General features: G+C 51.4%; 15 protein-coding genes. 6 read left to right on the top strand and 9 right to left on the bottom strand.

Going from position 1 to position 16,556, the window contains the following annotated elements; translation table 11 throughout:
* Positions 1-27: 27 nt before the first annotated feature.
* From porM to FRZ59_RS01500, 7 genes are all read right to left on the bottom strand, one after another.
* Positions 28-1,548 carry a type IX secretion system motor protein PorM/GldM gene (porM, locus tag FRZ59_RS01530; RefSeq protein ID WP_132127625.1) on the bottom strand — a complete coding sequence of 507 codons (1,521 nt, stop codon included), beginning with the start codon at positions 1,546-1,548 and terminating at the stop codon, positions 28-30.
* Positions 1,549-1,627: 79 nt separating this feature from the next.
* Positions 1,628-2,416: a type IX secretion system motor protein PorL/GldL gene (porL, locus tag FRZ59_RS01525; protein WP_132127626.1), complete on the bottom strand. Its 789-nt coding sequence runs from the start codon at positions 2,414-2,416 to the stop codon at positions 1,628-1,630.
* A gap of 30 nt (positions 2,417-2,446) precedes the next feature.
* Positions 2,447-3,718: a T9SS ring complex lipoprotein PorK/GldK gene (gene porK / locus FRZ59_RS01520; protein WP_132127627.1), complete on the bottom strand. Its 1,272-nt coding sequence runs from the start codon at positions 3,716-3,718 to the stop codon at positions 2,447-2,449.
* A 155-nt stretch (positions 3,719-3,873) separates the two neighbouring features.
* Complete coding sequence (locus FRZ59_RS01515) at positions 3,874-4,638, bottom strand: uroporphyrinogen-III synthase (protein ID WP_132127628.1); 765 nt, start codon at positions 4,636-4,638, stop codon at positions 3,874-3,876.
* 1 nt (position 4,639) lies between these two features.
* Positions 4,640-5,047, bottom strand: coding sequence for a DUF4271 domain-containing protein (locus FRZ59_RS19850; protein ID WP_147698206.1), 408 nt, complete (start codon positions 5,045-5,047; stop codon positions 4,640-4,642).
* On the bottom strand, positions 4,993-5,547 hold the full coding sequence (locus FRZ59_RS01505; RefSeq protein ID WP_147698205.1) for a hypothetical protein: 555 nt from the start codon (positions 5,545-5,547) through the stop codon (positions 4,993-4,995). The genes FRZ59_RS19850 and FRZ59_RS01505 overlap by 55 nt, the downstream gene beginning before the upstream one ends.
* 39 nt (positions 5,548-5,586) lie before the next feature.
* The gene (locus tag FRZ59_RS01500; RefSeq protein WP_132127630.1) at positions 5,587-7,113 is read right to left on the bottom strand and encodes a sulfatase family protein; all 1,527 of its coding nucleotides are present in this window, start codon (positions 7,111-7,113) and stop codon (positions 5,587-5,589) included.
* Positions 7,114-7,174: 61 nt separating this feature from the next.
* Between FRZ59_RS01500 and FRZ59_RS01495 the strand changes: the two genes are divergently transcribed.
* From FRZ59_RS01495 to FRZ59_RS01475, 5 genes are all read left to right on the top strand, one after another.
* Complete coding sequence (locus FRZ59_RS01495) at positions 7,175-7,864, top strand: orotidine 5'-phosphate decarboxylase / HUMPS family protein (RefSeq protein ID WP_132127631.1); 690 nt, start codon at positions 7,175-7,177, stop codon at positions 7,862-7,864.
* A gap of 102 nt (positions 7,865-7,966) precedes the next feature.
* Entirely contained in the window at positions 7,967-8,416 is a 450-nt protein-coding gene (locus FRZ59_RS01490) for a MarR family winged helix-turn-helix transcriptional regulator (RefSeq protein ID WP_132127632.1), read from the top strand.
* Between the two features lie 57 nt (positions 8,417-8,473).
* Positions 8,474-9,580 carry an alkene reductase gene (locus FRZ59_RS01485; protein ID WP_132127633.1) on the top strand — a complete coding sequence of 369 codons (1,107 nt, stop codon included), beginning with the start codon at positions 8,474-8,476 and terminating at the stop codon, positions 9,578-9,580.
* Positions 9,581-9,628: 48 nt separating this feature from the next.
* Positions 9,629-10,759: a radical SAM family heme chaperone HemW gene (gene hemW, locus FRZ59_RS01480; RefSeq protein ID WP_225975134.1), complete on the top strand. Its 1,131-nt coding sequence runs from the start codon at positions 9,629-9,631 to the stop codon at positions 10,757-10,759.
* A gap of 720 nt (positions 10,760-11,479) precedes the next feature.
* The gene (locus tag FRZ59_RS01475) at positions 11,480-12,415 is read left to right on the top strand and encodes a cation diffusion facilitator family transporter (RefSeq protein WP_132127634.1); all 936 of its coding nucleotides are present in this window, start codon (positions 11,480-11,482) and stop codon (positions 12,413-12,415) included.
* Here the strand turns inward: FRZ59_RS01475 and FRZ59_RS01470 are convergent.
* On the bottom strand, positions 12,412-12,897 hold the full coding sequence (locus FRZ59_RS01470) for a hypothetical protein (protein ID WP_132127635.1): 486 nt from the start codon (positions 12,895-12,897) through the stop codon (positions 12,412-12,414). The two genes, FRZ59_RS01475 and FRZ59_RS01470, sit on opposite strands and share 4 nt — an antisense overlap.
* A gap of 25 nt (positions 12,898-12,922) precedes the next feature.
* Positions 12,923-14,245, bottom strand: coding sequence for a tRNA lysidine(34) synthetase TilS (tilS, locus tag FRZ59_RS01465; RefSeq protein WP_132127636.1), 1,323 nt, complete (start codon positions 14,243-14,245; stop codon positions 12,923-12,925).
* A gap of 17 nt (positions 14,246-14,262) precedes the next feature.
* Here tilS and FRZ59_RS01460 point away from each other — a divergent pair, with 17 nt between their 5' ends.
* Entirely contained in the window at positions 14,263-16,542 is a 2,280-nt protein-coding gene (locus FRZ59_RS01460) for an OstA-like protein (RefSeq protein WP_158640487.1), read from the top strand.
* Positions 16,543-16,556 lie beyond the last annotated feature (14 nt).

The raw sequence follows: 16,556 nt of genomic DNA, 5'->3' as shown, positions 1-16,556 counted from the left end.
TTAACTTCGCTTTCATTCCTTTGAATTCTACTGTATCCTTATGGCTATTCCCTGCTCCAGTTTGCGGTTTGTGCCGTCGCCGCCTTTTACATAAATATCGTCAATAGCGACGACATCTCCGGCCGCTACCGTATTCAGCGCCTGTTTCATCTGCGGTGTGAGCGCATTGCTGCTGGCTGTTTGTACAAATGGATCGGCGCGCCTTCTTGAAATGATCATGGTAAAACGGGTTACCGTGAATTTCATGTCAAAATCGAAATTCTCCAGCACGGCAAACACACCCGGCTGTACTTTGGCCACCGAGGCACTGAGCGTTCCGCTGTTGATGCCGCCGAACTTAGGAATGGGAGGGGGCACGGTCCGTACCCTGAAAGTCTGGGTTCCGAGGGAACGTACTTCTCCGCCTACTTCGGCGCTGACTGAAATAACGGCGGTACCGGCCTGGCTTACCCTTGCGGTATAGCTTCCGTTTCCGCCTGAAAGGCTTCCGCTATTGATGCTGGCCCGGATACTTTCCCTTGGGATGCCCGGTACTGAAACCGAGATCGGGTTATCCACGCCAATGTACAATACATTCATTTTATCGGCCGAAACAACAGCGGTAGGAGCGGACACCTGGTAGGACTGGCTGAACGGGTATTCTTTGACCGTTCCGTCAGGACTTGGAACCCGTATCGTTCCCTTGTATTCATATACGCCGGGAGTGGTATGGGTGGCGGTAAAGATAGCCTTGTTTCCCTGTACCGGAAGCTTCTGTCCGTTTACCAATACGTCGGGCTGCTGCGTGCTGTTGGAAGCGGTGAGAAATATCTGGGCCTGGTAGGGCTGCCCCGTGAGTACATAGCTGGTGGGGGCCACTACAGCGGGTTCGAGTACGTCGAATTTGAAATCGGAAGCGTTAATAGCGGTGAGCAGGTAACGGGATATTTCCACCTCCGCATTCTTAGCATCGGTTTGCAATTTGGCGAGAATCGTTAGGCCGGCTGTTGCAGGAACTGATTCAAACATGACATGTTCCCATTTTTTCGCGCCTTTTTCCGGGTCTTCTGCTTCCAGGGGAATACTTACTTTGCTTCTGTCCGCTTCGGGGATAAGAGCAAACAGCTTTTCCTTGGTTTCGCGGATCTTGGCCTTTAATTCCGCGCCTTTGGACGTGCCTGTTTCCCGCAGCAATACCTGGTTTACGGCATCAAGGTCTCCCGGAGCGTTTATATAACCGGTTTCTTCGTCCATTCCAACCACGTTTTCAATTTCCTTTTTAAGCCCTTCAATATAGGTGTACAGTTCATTGGTATATTGCTGCGCCAGCCTTGCCTTATCATAAAAAGGCTTGGTTTTGTTCGGGTCGTTTTCCATCGCCGATTCAAAGGCACTCATGGTATTTTCAGCCGTGATGGCAAAACTATTCGTCGTATTTTCCAGGCTTTCCTTGACGGTCCTGAAAGCGTTCAGTACTTCATTACTTACGTTCAGCGCCAGCAGGGCGACCAGTACGAGGTACATCATGTTTACCAGCCGTTGCCTCGGGGTTTGTTTTATTCCAGCCATGGAGAGCGTTTAGTTTCCAGTTTCCAGTTTTTAGTTTTCAATTAATTCCAGTTTCCAGTTTCTGGTTTCCGGTCACCTCCTAAGCCCTTGGGGCGTTCATGGCTGAAAGCATGTTGCCGTAAACGGCATTCAATGCAGATAAATTACGGGCCAGCCGGGCTACTTCTTCTTTATATTGTTTTGAATCTTGCAGGGACTCGTTGAAATTATGCATGGTTTCGTTCAGGTTGGTGTAGAACTTATTCATAGAACTCAGGTGCGCTTTTGAGTCCTGGAGTTCCATTTCATATACCGCGTTTAATGCGGACAGGTTTTTGGCCAGGGCGCTCACCTGTTCGTGATAGGATTTTGTATCGGCGGCGGAACCGGAAACCTCTACCAGGGACTCAGAAGCCCTGCGGTAAGCATCATCGAGGTGTTCCATGGATCGCGTGGCCGCTGCTACTTTCTGGGTAAACTCATTGGTGGTAACGGCGGCGTCAGCGACGGAGGAAATATTATGGACCTTTTCGCCAAAAGTACGCAGGCCGCTGCCCAGGCTATTGATGAGTTCGGGGCCGATCCTCGCATCTTCCAGCATGCGGTCAAGCTGCTGGGTAACTCCTTCGCTGCTTACCGGGCGCGGGCGCGGCGCTGCTTTTGCCGATTCGTCCGTCAGCTCGGGGTAAGCCTTGCTCCAGTCCCAGTCAACATATTCCGGTTGGGTAGACATTACCAGGAATACCAGCGCTTCGCCCATCAGTCCCACGATAAGCATGATCTGGGAACCCGGCCAGTGAAGCAATTTAAATAAAACGCCAAGTATTACGGGGACCGCCAGGATGGAGGCCCAAAAATTTACACTGCGCAAAAAGGGAACACGTTTCATATTCGTTAAATTGATCTTTAAGGTATTTCGTTAATAGGCTTTTCCCATGACGGGGCTCACATTGCGGAAACCGATGTATGATTTGGCGGTATCCTGGTATTCGTAGGTTCTTACCCCTGTTTGAAGAAAATAGCCTATATCTTTCCAGGAGCCTCCTTTCACTACCTTTCGCTTCATGCTTACAGGATCGTCTTCATCTGCATTACTATAAAAGGTAGGGTTCATATCGTGTACAAACGCATAGGAAGACTCATCATAGGTGGAGCTGGTCCATTCGGCCACGTTTCCCGCCATGTTATAAAGCCCGTAATCATTCGGGAAATAAGATTTTACATGCACGGTGTAGAGTCCTCCGTCATCGGCATAATTTCCGCGGCCGGGCTTGAAATTGGCCAGGAGGCAGCCTTTGCTGTTCCGGATATAGGGACCGCCCCAGGGATAATCCGCTCCAACCCTTCCGCCGCGTGCGGCCCATTCAAACTGGGCTTCTGTCGGAAGGTACATCTGGCCCCTGGAAGGAAGGCCTCTTTTTGCTTTATACTGCCGGTTGAATTCTGCCCGCCAATGCGAAAAGGCCCGCGCCTGCCTCCAGGTGACGCCCACAACGGGATAATCGTCATAAGCCGGATGCGTGAAATATTGCTGGACCATTGGTTCGTTCTGGGCGTAGGAAAATTCGGCCAGCCATACAAGGGTATCGGGGTAAATGGCTACTTCGTCCCGCATAATAAAGTCGGACCGGGGACGCGAGCGGTTCTCAGGGGTTTTAATGGCTGCCGCCCGGTAATCAAACCAGGCAAACTGGTAGAGCAGCTTGCGTACATCCAGCTCACGGCGGCCGAACACCTGGTCATCACCCTGGTAAAAGAGGCCGGAAAGCTGTTCGTAATCAATATTGCTTCTTTTGCCGCCCCAGCTTACTTTGTTTTCGGGATTGATGTATTCGGATCCGTCTTCGGCCTGGGTAACAAAATCACCTCCCATCACCTTGGCGGCAATGGAATCCCGTACCCAGTAAACAAACTGGCGGTACTCGTTATTGGTGATTTCCGTTTCATCCATATAAAAAGCCGAAACGCTTACCTGCCGGTTGGGCGCTGTACTGGAATAGGTAATATCCTGGTCTGTTTGCCCCATCAGGTAGGTGCCTGCCGGAACATAGACCATTCCGTAAGGGATATCGCTACGGAACGATTTTCTTCCCTGAACGCCTACCAGTTCACCGTTAGCGCCTGATCGAATACCGCATCCCCCCAGGCACAGTACCAGCGCACTGCCAACCAATAGCACTATTTTACTCATGGAGTATCTTGTAGTTTTCAATACCATATTAGCAAAGGATGCGTTTCTTCTTAACGTAACTAAAAACGTCACCCCCGCAAAAATATTACATTTGCGAGATAAATCTGGCAATAAAAGTATTAAATAAAAAGGGAAAAGATATAAAAGCGGAAGCGTTATTTATTAACGCTCATAACATATTCCTCAATCGCCATGGTCATAGAGGGCGCTTCCGGCCTGGGCGCGGCAATATCCAGCCGGAGTCCCGCGTCTTTTACGGCCTGGTGCGTACTGGGCCCGAAGGCGGCGATACGCGTGGCGTTTTGGGCGAAATCCGGGAAATTCTGGAACAGCGATTTAATGCCCGAAGGGCTGAAGAATGCGATCACGTCGTAATTGACGTCGGCAAGGTCGGAAAGGTCGCTGCACATCGTGCGGTACATGACACAGTCGGTCACCTTATGGCCCGCTTCTCTCATTTTGGAAGTGAGGTCATCTTTACTTACGTCCGAGCAGGGGAAAATAAAGGTTTCCGCAGAATGTTTTTTTACCAGCTCAGGCAGCGTTACCCCGCCCGGTTTTCCAAAAAAGATCTTTCGCTTCCGGTACTGGATGTATTTCTGGAGATAAAGCGCCGTTGATTCGGTATTGCAGCAATACTTAGTTTCGGCCGGCATTTCATGGCGTAATTCCTCGCATATGCGGAAAAAGTGGTCAATGGCCGTCCGGCTGGTAAAAATTACCGCTGTGAAATCGGCCAGATTTATCTTATCCTTGCGCAGTTCTTTCCCCGGTACCCCTTCCACATGGATAAAGGAACGGAAATCTATTTTCAGATTATGTTTTTTTGCAAGTTCCGCATACGGATTTTTATCGTTTTCCGGCTGCGGCTGGCTGATAAGTACGCTTTTTACTTTCTTTCCTGCTTCTGATACTGACATACTAACTGTTAAATAATCCCATTCCCAGGATCAGTAGTGGACAAATTTCGAAGGCGCAAAGATACAGAATTAAATAAATTTTAGGAAACTGAAATGTATTAACAAGGTACCATATGCCCCTTGTATATTGATACACAAAGAATAATAAAAAAATTAATTGCATGCCCGGGACCGCAAGTTCCGCGAGGGACGGGGGAGCCAGTAAGCGGGTAAGCACAAAGAACAGGACCAGGAAAGAAATCGTCCCTGTGGCGGTATAAAGTATATAAAGATAGCTGTTTACAAATTCCCTCAGGCCGAAAATAAATCCTGTCATCCTCAAAAGGAATATCCTGGCCAGGTACACCAGCACGGTTAAGCCGGAAAAGAGAAAATAAAGTTCAGGCCCCCGGTAAGGGAAAAGCAGCATTTCGGGGGGATAATGAAATACAGGAGCGCGCCGATGGAGAGGCCGCCGAACAAGAGCAGCACAAATGCCGCAGGCGTGTTCAGCATCCCCGGCTCCCGGATCGCCTGGTTAATAAGCCGGTTACTGATGAATCCTTCAAACATATCCCGGAGGTCTCTCCTGAAGAAGCGGACCAGGATGGCGGCCAGCATGGCCAGGGCGCCCAGCACCAGTAATTGCCAGGCGGGGCGGACTTCGCGCTGCCGGAAATCAAGGTTGGGAATCACACGCTCTTCCGGGAGGGAGCCGGGTATTCTCAGCCGGTCAAAATCCGTGTAATAATCCCGGTAGAACTCCCGCAGAAAGCTGTTTACGGCGTTCTTTGCGGTGTCGGTCGGGGCAGGGCCCTGCAGCAGCGTATCAGGCTTCACATAAATGTGCCGGGGCCCTGTCTGCGACAAGGCTGGCTGCAGGGAACATAGCAGGAGGAAGATCAGGGCAATGCGCATCATAATTGTCACACCGGGCAAATATACGGTTTCCGGCGGTGTACGCTGAAACTATTCTTCCGGCGCAGCCTGGCCGGGCTGCGGAAATTCCCTGATTTCACCTACCAGGCGGGTATAGCTTTCAAATACATCGCCGTTGCCGCTTACCCTTGGGTCAAGGGTTTGCATCAGGTACGCTCCCAATCTTCCGCGAAGGTTGTGAAGCACGGAGTCATGCCGGGGGCTTTCCGCAAGATTATGAAGGCAGGCGGGGTCGGCGGCAATATCGTAAAGCTCTTCCGCGGGACGCTTGGCAGTAGCAAGCCGGAAATATTCCGCATACCTGGGGTCCTCTCCAAACCGGATAATAAATCTTTCAGGACCCTGGTCTATATCATTAAATGCCGGCGGTGCGCCTGCGGGCCACCTGTCCGGTTTAAAATTACGGATGTACAGGTATTGAGCCGTCCGTATGCAGCGCTGCGGATAACCAAGGTTGTTCCAGCGGGAAGACGAATGCCTTTCCCGGGAGGCGAATACGGCAGTACGCGTGCTGTCAATAATGCCGCTTTTATCGCTGCTGAAAATGTTCAGCAGGCTCCTGCTTGCTGTTTTATATTCCGGGTAGGCAGCTCCTGCCAGATCGAGGAAGGTCGCATATAAGTCGATAAGGCTCACCAGGTCATCGGACGTGCGTCCGCCCTTGATCTCATTGCCCCAGCGAACCGCAAGGGGAACATGGATGCCGTACTCATAAACATTGGCCTTGGCACGGGGAAAGGGCATTCCGTTATCGGAAGTAACCACGATAAGGGTATTGTCCAGCTCTCCGGCCTCCTCCAGTAAGGAGATCGTTTTTTGAAGCTGCTTGTCAAACCATTGTATCTCGAACCCGTAGTCAAGCAGGTCGCTGCGGACTTCTTCCACATCGGGTAAAAAAGCAGGCACCCGCACTTTTTCAGCGATCATCCCGTTTTCCTTCCCAATGCCTTTTTTGAAACGTCGGTGTGGTTCATGTGTACCCAGCCAGAAGAAAAAAGGCTGTTCCCCGGGCTTTCCCTCCAGGAAATCTGCGAAATTCGCTGCATAATCCGTGGTTGAAATGTCCCGGGGGCTTTTTAATTCCCGTCCCCTGAAGAGCCTGCCGGCCGGGTTCCGTTCCCGCCCGGACGCCTTATAATTCCCAGGCCCCCATCCTTTCCCGGTAAAGCCGGTATAGTATCCCGCTTCCTCAAGCAAATCGGGAAATGCGGCGAATTCCCTGGGAAAACTGCTCGCATGGGTGCCGGCCTCGCGAAGCTGCCAGCAGTTAAGCCCGGTCAGCAGGGCCGCGCGGGACGGGCTGCAGCCGGGGGAAGCTACAAAAGCCCTTGTGAATAGCAGGCCTTCCTTTGCAACCCGGTCGAATGCCGGCGTTTGAACCGCACCTTCTCCATAAGCCGAAGCATAAGGGTAGGACTGGTCGTCGGAGATCACAAATAAGATGTTCGGCCGCTTCCCTTCCAGGTTTGCATCCGGGGAAGGGGCTTCCTTTAATTGGCAGCCGGTAAAGACAAGAGCAACAAGGACGAAGGTATTTATGTAAGTGGTTCTTATCATGAAAAGCGATTTAGAATGGGGTTAAAGTTACTATATTTGGTTATAATTAACCGGATGGCCCATGAAACCGATTGTCCAGATATCCCTTGACCTGACCAATATTGAGGAAGCCCTTGAAACAGCGGAAATGGCCCTGCGGGCTGGTGTTGACTGGCTGGAGGCCGGAACGCCCCTGATCCTTGCCGAGGGCCTGCACGGCGTAAAAAAACTGCGCGAAAGATTCCCGGAAGTACCCATTGTTGCCGATCTCAAAACAATGGACGGAGGCTACCTGGAAGCGGAGATGATGGCCGGAGCCGGAGCGACGCATGTGGTAGTTATGGCCCGGGCCCATGAAGAAACTATCAAATGCGTGGTACAGGCCGGGCGCGATTTCGGCATAAAAGTAATGGGAGATAACCTGGGAAGCCCCGATATGGTTGCGGCCGCCGTAAGGCTGCAGGAACTGGGATGCGACTATGTGATCCATCATATCGGTTACGATGAACGAAGGGGCATCGCCGCCACCGGCGCGCGCATGCCCAGCCCGCTTGACCAGTTAAAAGAAATCGTGGAGGCGGTTAGCGTTCCTGTGCAGGCGGTTGGCGGACTGAGCCTGGAGCAAGCTATACAATGCCCGGCGTATGGCGCACCCATGGTGGTGCTGGGCGCGCCCCTGACCATTGATGCTGACTCCTTTAAAACCGCGGGAGGAGACCTTGAATCCTCGCTTCGACTGATCTGCGAACGTATTCACGCGCATAAGCGTTAATGTCGGGTCCAACTGGACGTTGACGCCGGTACCGGCTGGGGATTTAAAAAAAACTAAACAATAGTTGTTCAAACAAATATTTGCACTATCTTTGCTTTCGTTATGAAAATAGAAGACATTATCCGCCAGAAGGAATTTCGGAATGAGCAGGAGAGGGCCTGGATAAACATGGTCTATACCTTTAACCGGTTAACAGACCGCATAACCATGGTACTCAAGCAATTTGGCATAACCCAGCAGCAGTACAATGTACTCCGGATATTAAGAGGCCGGAAAGGCGAGGTTTCCTGCTGCTCTGATGTGAAAGAGGTGATGCTGGATAAAAACCCTGACCTTACCAGGCTCTGTGACCGGCTGGTAGCTAAGGGCCTGATAAAAAGAGAACTGAATGAACTCAACAGGCGGGAAGTAGGCTTGAGTATTACTGCGGAGGGGCTTGCGCTCCTGGAGCAGATCCAGCCCGAGCTGGAAAAGCACAACAGTTTCCTGTATAATTTATCCGCGAAGGAAGCCGCGCAGCTGTCCCTTTTGCTTGATAAACTGAGAGAATAAAAAAATTTACCCAAATATTTGTTTAAACGAAATTAGTCACAACAAAAATTGTTTTTTATGGAATCACAGATCAACAACTCCCCGCTCTTCAGCCCGCTTGCAATTCAGGGCCTGGAATTAAAAAATCGTATAGTAATGGCTCCCATGACCCGTTCAAGGGCTCCCGGTGCGGTACCAAATGATTTAATGGCCAGCTATTACGCGCAGCGGGCTACGGCCGGCCTCATCATTGCCGAGGGCACGGCCCCTTCACCCTCCGGCCTGGGTTATTCCCGCATTCCCGGTATCTTCAATGAGTCACAGGTTGCCGGCTGGAAAAAGGTAACGGGCGCTGTTCATGCCCGCGGAGGCAGGATATTCCTGCAGCTGATGCACACGGGCAGAGTAGCCCATCCGGATAACCTTCCGGAAGGTACGGCTGTTATTGCTCCTTCGCCAATACAGGCCGAAGGGGAGATGTGGACCGATACAAACGGCATGCAGGCTCTCCCCGTTCCCCGTGAAATGTCCCCGGAGGATATTCAGCAAACGATCAATGAGTATGTGAAGGCGGCGGAAAACGCCGTCGAAGCGGGGTTTGACGGCGTAGAGATACATGCCGCCAACGGCTACCTTCCCGGGCAGTTCCTGAACCCGCATTCCAATAAAAGAACCGATGCCTATGGCGGAGACATTGCCGGGCGCAGCAGGTTTATCCTGGAACTCGGAGCGTCCATTGCCAGGGCTATCGGCCCGGAAAAAACAGGCGTCAGGCTCTCTCCTTATAGTACCTTCAATAGCATGCATCCCTATGAAGAGACCTTTGAGACTTACGATTATCTTTCAGCTGAACTTGATAAGCTGAATCTTGTTTATATTCACCTGGTGGAGCCGGCGGCCCGCGAGCTTGAGGAAGGCCGGCGCCTTGTTGAAAAGATCAGAAGCAATTTCAGGAACCTGTTCATTGCAAACGGGGGCTATTCCGCTGAAAGCGCAGCCGAAGCCGTCGAAAATGATCAGGCGCACCTGGTATCTTTCGGGGCGCCCTTTATTTCGAATCCGGATCTGGCGGAACGTATCCAGAATAACCTGCAGCTGGAAGCAGCCGATCCGGGTACTTTTTACACCCCCGGAGAAAAGGGCTATATTGATTATCCCTTTTATTCAACCGAAATATCTCAGTAATTGCGACACTGGCTTGTAGTATCCCCGGAAGAATGTTCCTAACTTTGCATGATGCCGGGGATCTACATTCATATTCCTTTTTGTAAAAAAGCCTGCCATTACTGCGATTTTCATTTCAGCACCAACCTGAAGCGCCGCGGTGAGATGCTGGAGGCGCTGCAGCGGGAAATATGGCTTCGCCGCGACTACCTCGGAGGGGAGGAACTTGCTACCATTTATATAGGCGGAGGAACTCCGTCCCTGCTGAGCCCGGCGGAACTCAGCGCCTTGCTCGAAACGATCGGGAAGTTTCATCCGCTGGCTCCAAGTTGCGAGATCACGCTGGAAGCGAATCCGGATGACCTGGAAACAGCTAACCTGGCTGAGCTGCGCAAAACCGGCATCAACCGCCTTAGCATTGGCGTACAGTCGTTCTTTGACGAGGACTTGCGATGGATGAATCGCGCCCATACAGCCGCCGGGGCGCTGGAAAGCATCCGGCGCGCCCGGAACGCCGGCTTCGACAACCTGACGGCGGACCTGATCTACGGCTTCCCTTTACTGAGTGACCTGAAATGGCTGGAAAATATTCGTACAGCTATTGATCTGGGCATTGAACACCTGTCCTGCTATAACCTTACGGTAGAGGAGGGGACCGCCCTTTCCTCCTTTATAAAAAAAGGACAGGAGCAAAACCCTTCCGGGGAGCAGGGCGCCAGGCAGTTTGAATTACTGATGGATGAAACGGCGAGGAACGGCTTTCTTCATTATGAAATTTCTAATTTTTGCCGTCCGGGGTTTCATTCCAGGCATAATACGGCTTATTGGCAGGAAAAGGCATACCTGGGGATCGGACCTTCGGCACACTCTTATAATGGCCGCTCCCGGAGCTGGAATAAATCCAATAACTATGCCTATATACAGGCTATCGGGCTGGATGAACTCCCTTCCGGGGAAGAATCGCTTACGGTAAATGATCGCGTGAACGAAAGGATCATGACCCAGCTGCGGACAATGTGGGGGCTTGATCTCGAAAAAATTGCGGAGGATTTTGGAAACGAAGTCTTGTCTGAATTGCAGGCGGCGGCAGGCGAATATACCGGCAAGGGATGGGCGGAGGAAAAAGGCGGGAAATTATATCTCACCCGGAAAGGGAAGCTTTATGCCGACAGTATCATATCCGGGTTGTTTCTGGTATAAGACAGGTAGAAGCTTTTTCAGGAGGAAATTTAAAGGGCTCCAGCTTTCTGAAAAGCTTGAAGCCCTTTAATGATTAAAGACCGCTCAAAAGCGTTCCTAATAAAACTGTTAAAAGTGCTACCACTTGAGCGAGGCTAAAGTTGATATCCATGGGTTGTTTTTTTAATAAAAATGCTTACTCTATTCTTGGTTTTCGGCAATCCCAAGAGTTAATTCTTTTGGCGCCAGAAATTAACCTAGGATAAAGATAGAAGCATTATCCAAGTTGTCAAAAAAAATAAAAATATTATGACATATATGTCATATTTCATTTCAATTAATTAAAAAAAAGCCCCGCATATAGCGGGGTTAACTTTTTTGCTCTTGCTTGTTCAGCGATGGAGCAGTCTTTGATTAAAGACCTCCCAAAAGTGAAGAAAGAAGACTGGTTACAACGTCAACGATCTGCTGAACGAGGTCTGTTAAGAATGATAAATCCATGATAGTTTTTAATTAGACATGAGCCTACTCTATTACATTGGTTTTCGGCAATCCCAAGAGTTAATAATATGGCGCCAAAAGATTAACTCGTTGCCTAAGTTAGGCGCGCTATTCCCAATATTCAAAAGAATTTTCAAAAACTGACACGTATGTCAAGAGGAACAGACTGCGCCCTCAGCGGCCGCCTTGCCCGGAAGCCTTTGCCCGGAGAAGGGGTTTTGAGTATCTTAGCGCCTGTACATGGAAAACGCGAACCGGCAGCGCATTTTATGGATCAGCCTTTCCCTCGGAATGAGCCTCCTTTTTTGCGTGCTTAAATTTACAGGCTGGTACCTCACCGGGTCCAGGTCCATCCTTACCGATGCACTGGAATCCATTATTAATGTGATCGCTACCGCATTTGCTCTTTACAGCGTGTATCTGGCTTCCAAACCCAAGGACAGGAACCATCCTTACGGCCATGGGAAGATCGAATTCTTCTCGGCAGGTTTTGAAGGAGGGCTGGTGCTGATAGCCGGCGTGTTCATTCTGATCGGTTCCATCGAAGTTATCCAGTCGCCCAGGCAGCTGGAGTCTTTGAATTGGGGAGTTGCCATTATTACGGTGTCGCTGGCGGGGAACCTGTTAATGGGAATTAAACTGGTCAGGAAGGGAAAGGAACTTAACTCTTTGACCTTGTATGCGGACGGGAAGCATTTGCTTTCCGATTGTTACAGCAGCGGCGTGCTGATAGCCGGCCTGCTTATTATTCGTTTTACGGAATGGTACCTGTTAGACAGCCTTCTTTCTATTGCCCTTGCCCTGGTTATTATTTTTAACGGGTACCGCCTGGTGAGGAAGTCGCTTTCGGGCCTGATGGATGAAGCCGATGAAAAAATCCTGGAGAAGATCGCCGAACTGCTGAATGCCAACCGTGACCCCCGGTGGATTGACGTACATAATCTGCGCGTCCAGCGTTACGGGCCTGATCTGCATATTGATTGCCATCTCACGATGCCGCGGGAGCTGACTTTCGAGGAAGCGCATGCGGAGATTGGCCGTTTTGAGCAGTTGCTTGAAAATAGTTTCGAAGGGCATGTGGAAGTCTTTGTACATGCTGACCCCGCAGCTCATAAGGCGGATATGGAACGCCCCTGGACAATCCGCGATATCGTGACCAATAAGCGGCATGGTTAGCGGGCGGTTGCCATGGCTTTTTTTACCGCGGCAAGGAGTTCCGCCGCCAGCTGGCTGCCGATAATGTATTCCAACCCGTCCTTATCCGTAAGCTTTACCGCTTCCTTTCCCCGGGTGTAAAAACGGATGGTTCCCTTTTTATGGAGATTATAAACCGGGTTGTTCAGCATAAAGCGGCTGTAGGGGATCTTTTCCGCCTTTAATATGGAATCAAAACCGATCTTAACCTTGCGGGTACTCCAAAAGCCGTCCAGTTCAATGGCATCAGGGTATACGCTTGTCTTAAAGTGAACAATAAAGAGCAGGAGGACGGAAATAACCGTGATGGAGATACCCACAATAAGCAGCAGCTCGGCATTTCGCCCTTCTTTTTCCAGGAAGTAGACAAGAAAACAAAAGGCGGCAAGTACCATGCGCCGGCTGATCCAGTAGCTGTTGCGACCCAGATATTGCTTTTCCCGGAAAAGAAAGGTTTCCTCCATGCCTTTTGCGAATATCAGCCCAAATTTAATTTATTTTGCGAGAATTAAATTTAATCCGGTAAACCTTTTTTGTGCCCTCCGTTACCTTGAACGGATCGGCAATGCGGTAGCCGGCCACCCAGGCAATTTCTTTGCCCGACAGCAACAGCGGGATCCTGCCTTTGAGATGCAGCGGTATCTTTTGATCAACAAAAAAATCGCTGAGTTTTTTACTTCCCTTCATTCCCAGGGGGTGGAAGCGGTCACCATCCTGCCAGTACCGTACAGTGAGGGGAAGCTGGAGCTTTTCGTAGTCAAGAAAGGCCGTGCCGGCGCCCGGTGATGTCCCGGCATCTTCGGCGCGCAGTATCTCCGCCTCAAACATTTTTTCAAAGGAAAGCGCCTCATTCTGCAGGAGGCCCTGTCCGGAAGTATTTTGCAGGGGAATAATAATAAGGTACCCGCGGTCTTTTATAAGCTGATGGGTGGCGGAAAAAAACTGCTTCCCCGGCTGGGACTGGCATGCATTCAGGATATCCCGGGACTGCCCGGCCGCGAATCCAAAAGGTTTGATCAGCTGGTAAAGAATGGTTTCCCCCATGCCGGGTTCCGGGAGGGCTTTGCAGGAAATACGGAAGCTTTCTCCTTCTTTTTGAAGCAGAGCCCTGTAAGGCTCCATATGATGTTCAATGAATTGCTCCGCTTCTAAAAAATGCCGTGCAGTAGCGGCAAAAGTATGTTCCAAACCGGGGTTCAGCGCTTTTAACACCGGCACGACCTGGTGGCGAAGCCGGTTTCGCAGGTATTTATCGGAAGCATTGCTGCTTTCTTCCCGGTAAGGGATGGCTTCCCTGTTTACTGCGGCCGCGATTTCCTCCCTGGTAAAACAAAGCAAAGGCCTGATGATCTTTCCATTTTTAGGCAGGATGCCGTGCAGGCCCGCCGGCCCGGTTCCTCTTACCAGGTTGATGAGCATGGTTTCTACCTGGTCATTAAGATGGTGGGCTACGGCTATCGCCTGGTAACCTTCTTCCCGCCGCAGCGTTTCAAACCAGTCATAACGCAGCTGCCGGGCAGCCATCTGGGTGGAAAGCTTGTGTTCCCGGGCGTAATCAAGGGCCTTGAAACGAACAGTATAAAAAGGTACGCCTGATTTTCCGGCTTCCTGCTTCACAAACATCTGATCTTCATCGGATTCCTCGCCACGCAGCCCGAAATTACAATGTGCGATACCGAAGGAAAAAGGGCTCCGGCTGAACAATGCGTACATGAACATGGAGTCCATTCCGCCGCTGACGGCTAGCAGCACGCGATCACCCCCCTTGCACAGGTCTTCTTCTCTGATGTATTTCAGAAACCGTTCAAGCATTTTATTACCTTTGCGCGGTGAAGTTAAGGCTTTTCATCGTCATATTATGCTGTTGCTTTGCGGCTTTGCTGAAGGCGCAGGACACCACGACTACTATCCGCGTCCTGGATTCGGATTACCTGGTGGCCGAGGAGGACAGAAGCTGGATCATCAACGGTACCTTCGAACATGAAGACGCCACGATGCAATGCGACAGTACCTTCTTTAACCAGCAGAATAATACGCTGGAAGCCTACGGAGACGTATTCATCCGGCAGGATGATACCATTACCGTACGCGCGGACCGCCTGTTTTACGATGGCACCACTCGTATGGCGCGTTTTTACGAAAACATCACCCTCAGCGACGGCCAGGCTGTGCTTACTACCAACTTTCTTACTTATGACCTGGTCACCCGGGAAGGAACCTATAATAACGGCGGTCAGATCGTCAACCAAAGGGATACCCTTAACAGCCGGAAAGGATATTATTTCGTGGGGAGCAAGGATGCTTATTTCCGGGAAAATGCCATTGTAAATACGCCGGACGCGCTTATCAAATCGGATACGCTGCGTTATAATACAGGTACGAAAACGGCCTATTTCTACGGGCCTACCACTATTGAGGGTGAGGACGATTTTATCTATGCAGAGAACGGGACTTATAATACGGGCACCGACCAGGCGCACTTCCAGGAAAACGCCTACTACAGGAGCGGAAGCCACCTGCTCAGGGGCAACGAATTGTATTACGACCGTAAACAGAATTTCGGGAGGGCCATCGAAGATGTATTCATCATCGATACGATTGAAAATATCATTCTTCGCGGAGAACTTGGCGAATACAATAAGGCCACCGAAACCGCCTTTGTTACCGACAGCGCCCAGGTGATCATGATCGCCGAACAGGACAGCGCCCGTAACGATACTATTTACATGGCGGCCGATACCTTAATGACCAGGTTGCTGCCGGTTCCGCTTATTAAGGAATGGATTGCCGCATCATATGAACGGGACGTGCTTGGTAAGGACATACCGGTGCCGGAAATGCTCAGGACGGCTCCCGGAATTCCCTCTGCAGGAGATTCCACCCAATTCCTATCAGGGGATTCGACGCTCCTGGAAGCTCCAGGCCTTCCGGACGCCGCGGACTCCCTGGGCCGCCGGTTGAACGGTCGCGACTCTCTTGTTTCGGACAGCGCCAGGATTGCGCTTTCTGCGGAAGGGGTAATCCCGTCTAATGATCCCGCCCGGCAGGACAGCCTTCCGGCCCGGGATGCCCTGCAGGACAGCCTCCCTGCCCGGGACAGGCTTGTTCAGCCTGGCAATCCCGCCCGGCAGGAGGACACTATTCCCCGGCAGGACAGCCTCCCTCAGCAGGACAGTCTCTTGACAGAAGCAGAAGTCGCCGCCAATGCCGCAAAGCCTTCGCCCCGCTTTATCGGCCCGCCCCCTTTAAAGCCCTCCGACTACCTGCCGCGCGCGGTAGCGGATTCGCTTTCCCGGGCGCTGGCGGCAGCAGATTCGCTGAAAAATCTGCCTGCGGATTCCGTGGTACTGCCCGTGGATTCCGCCCGGGTGCTGTTTGCGTTTAACCGCGTCCGGGTGTTTAAGTCCGATCTGCAGGCGATCAGCGATTCCCTCGTATATACTTCCGTTGATTCGGTAATGCGGGTTTATAAAACCCCGGTCGTTTGGTCCGAAGGGTCCCAGATGAGTTCGGAGTTTATGACCATTACGATGCGTCACAAAAAGGTGGACCGTTTGAATATGTACCGTTCGGCCATGATCATCAGCGAAGCGGAAACCGATTCCAGCCGCTATAACCAGATGAGCGGGAAGGAAATGACGGGGTTTTTCACGGAGGGCGCACTGACCAGGCTGGTCGTGGAGGGCAATGCCCGTACCATTTATTATGTTCCCGAGGACTCCGTCGGGACGCTGGGTATCAACTATGCGGAAAACAGCAGGACCATTCTTTATTTCAAAGATAATGAACTGGAAGTCGTGGAACTGCTGAAGGATGCGGAACAGATAACGTACCCCGAAGGGGACCCTGAGGCCATTACCCGCCTGGAAGGATTTCACTGGCGGCAAAATGAACGGCCCAGGGATAAGAACGATATTTTCAGGATAGTGGAACCAAGCCCTCCGCCGCCCGCGCCCGAAGAGAAGGCCCCCAAAGCCCTGCAGGCGGGGTCGTCCGGGACGCGTTCTTCAGGAACAACCGTTTCCCCGGTCCCGCCTTCATCAGTCCCGCCTTCTTCAGTCCCCCCATCTTCAGTCCCGCCTTCGCAGGCGCAGCCAGACGAGGAGTAAGGCCTGATGCGAGG

The sequence above is a fragment of the Anseongella ginsenosidimutans genome, from assembly GCF_008033235.1.
Taxonomy (GTDB): Bacteria; Bacteroidota; Bacteroidia; order Sphingobacteriales; family Sphingobacteriaceae; genus Anseongella; species Anseongella ginsenosidimutans.
Note: the sequence above shows the minus strand (reverse complement) of the source record. Positions and strands in the feature narration are given on the sequence as shown.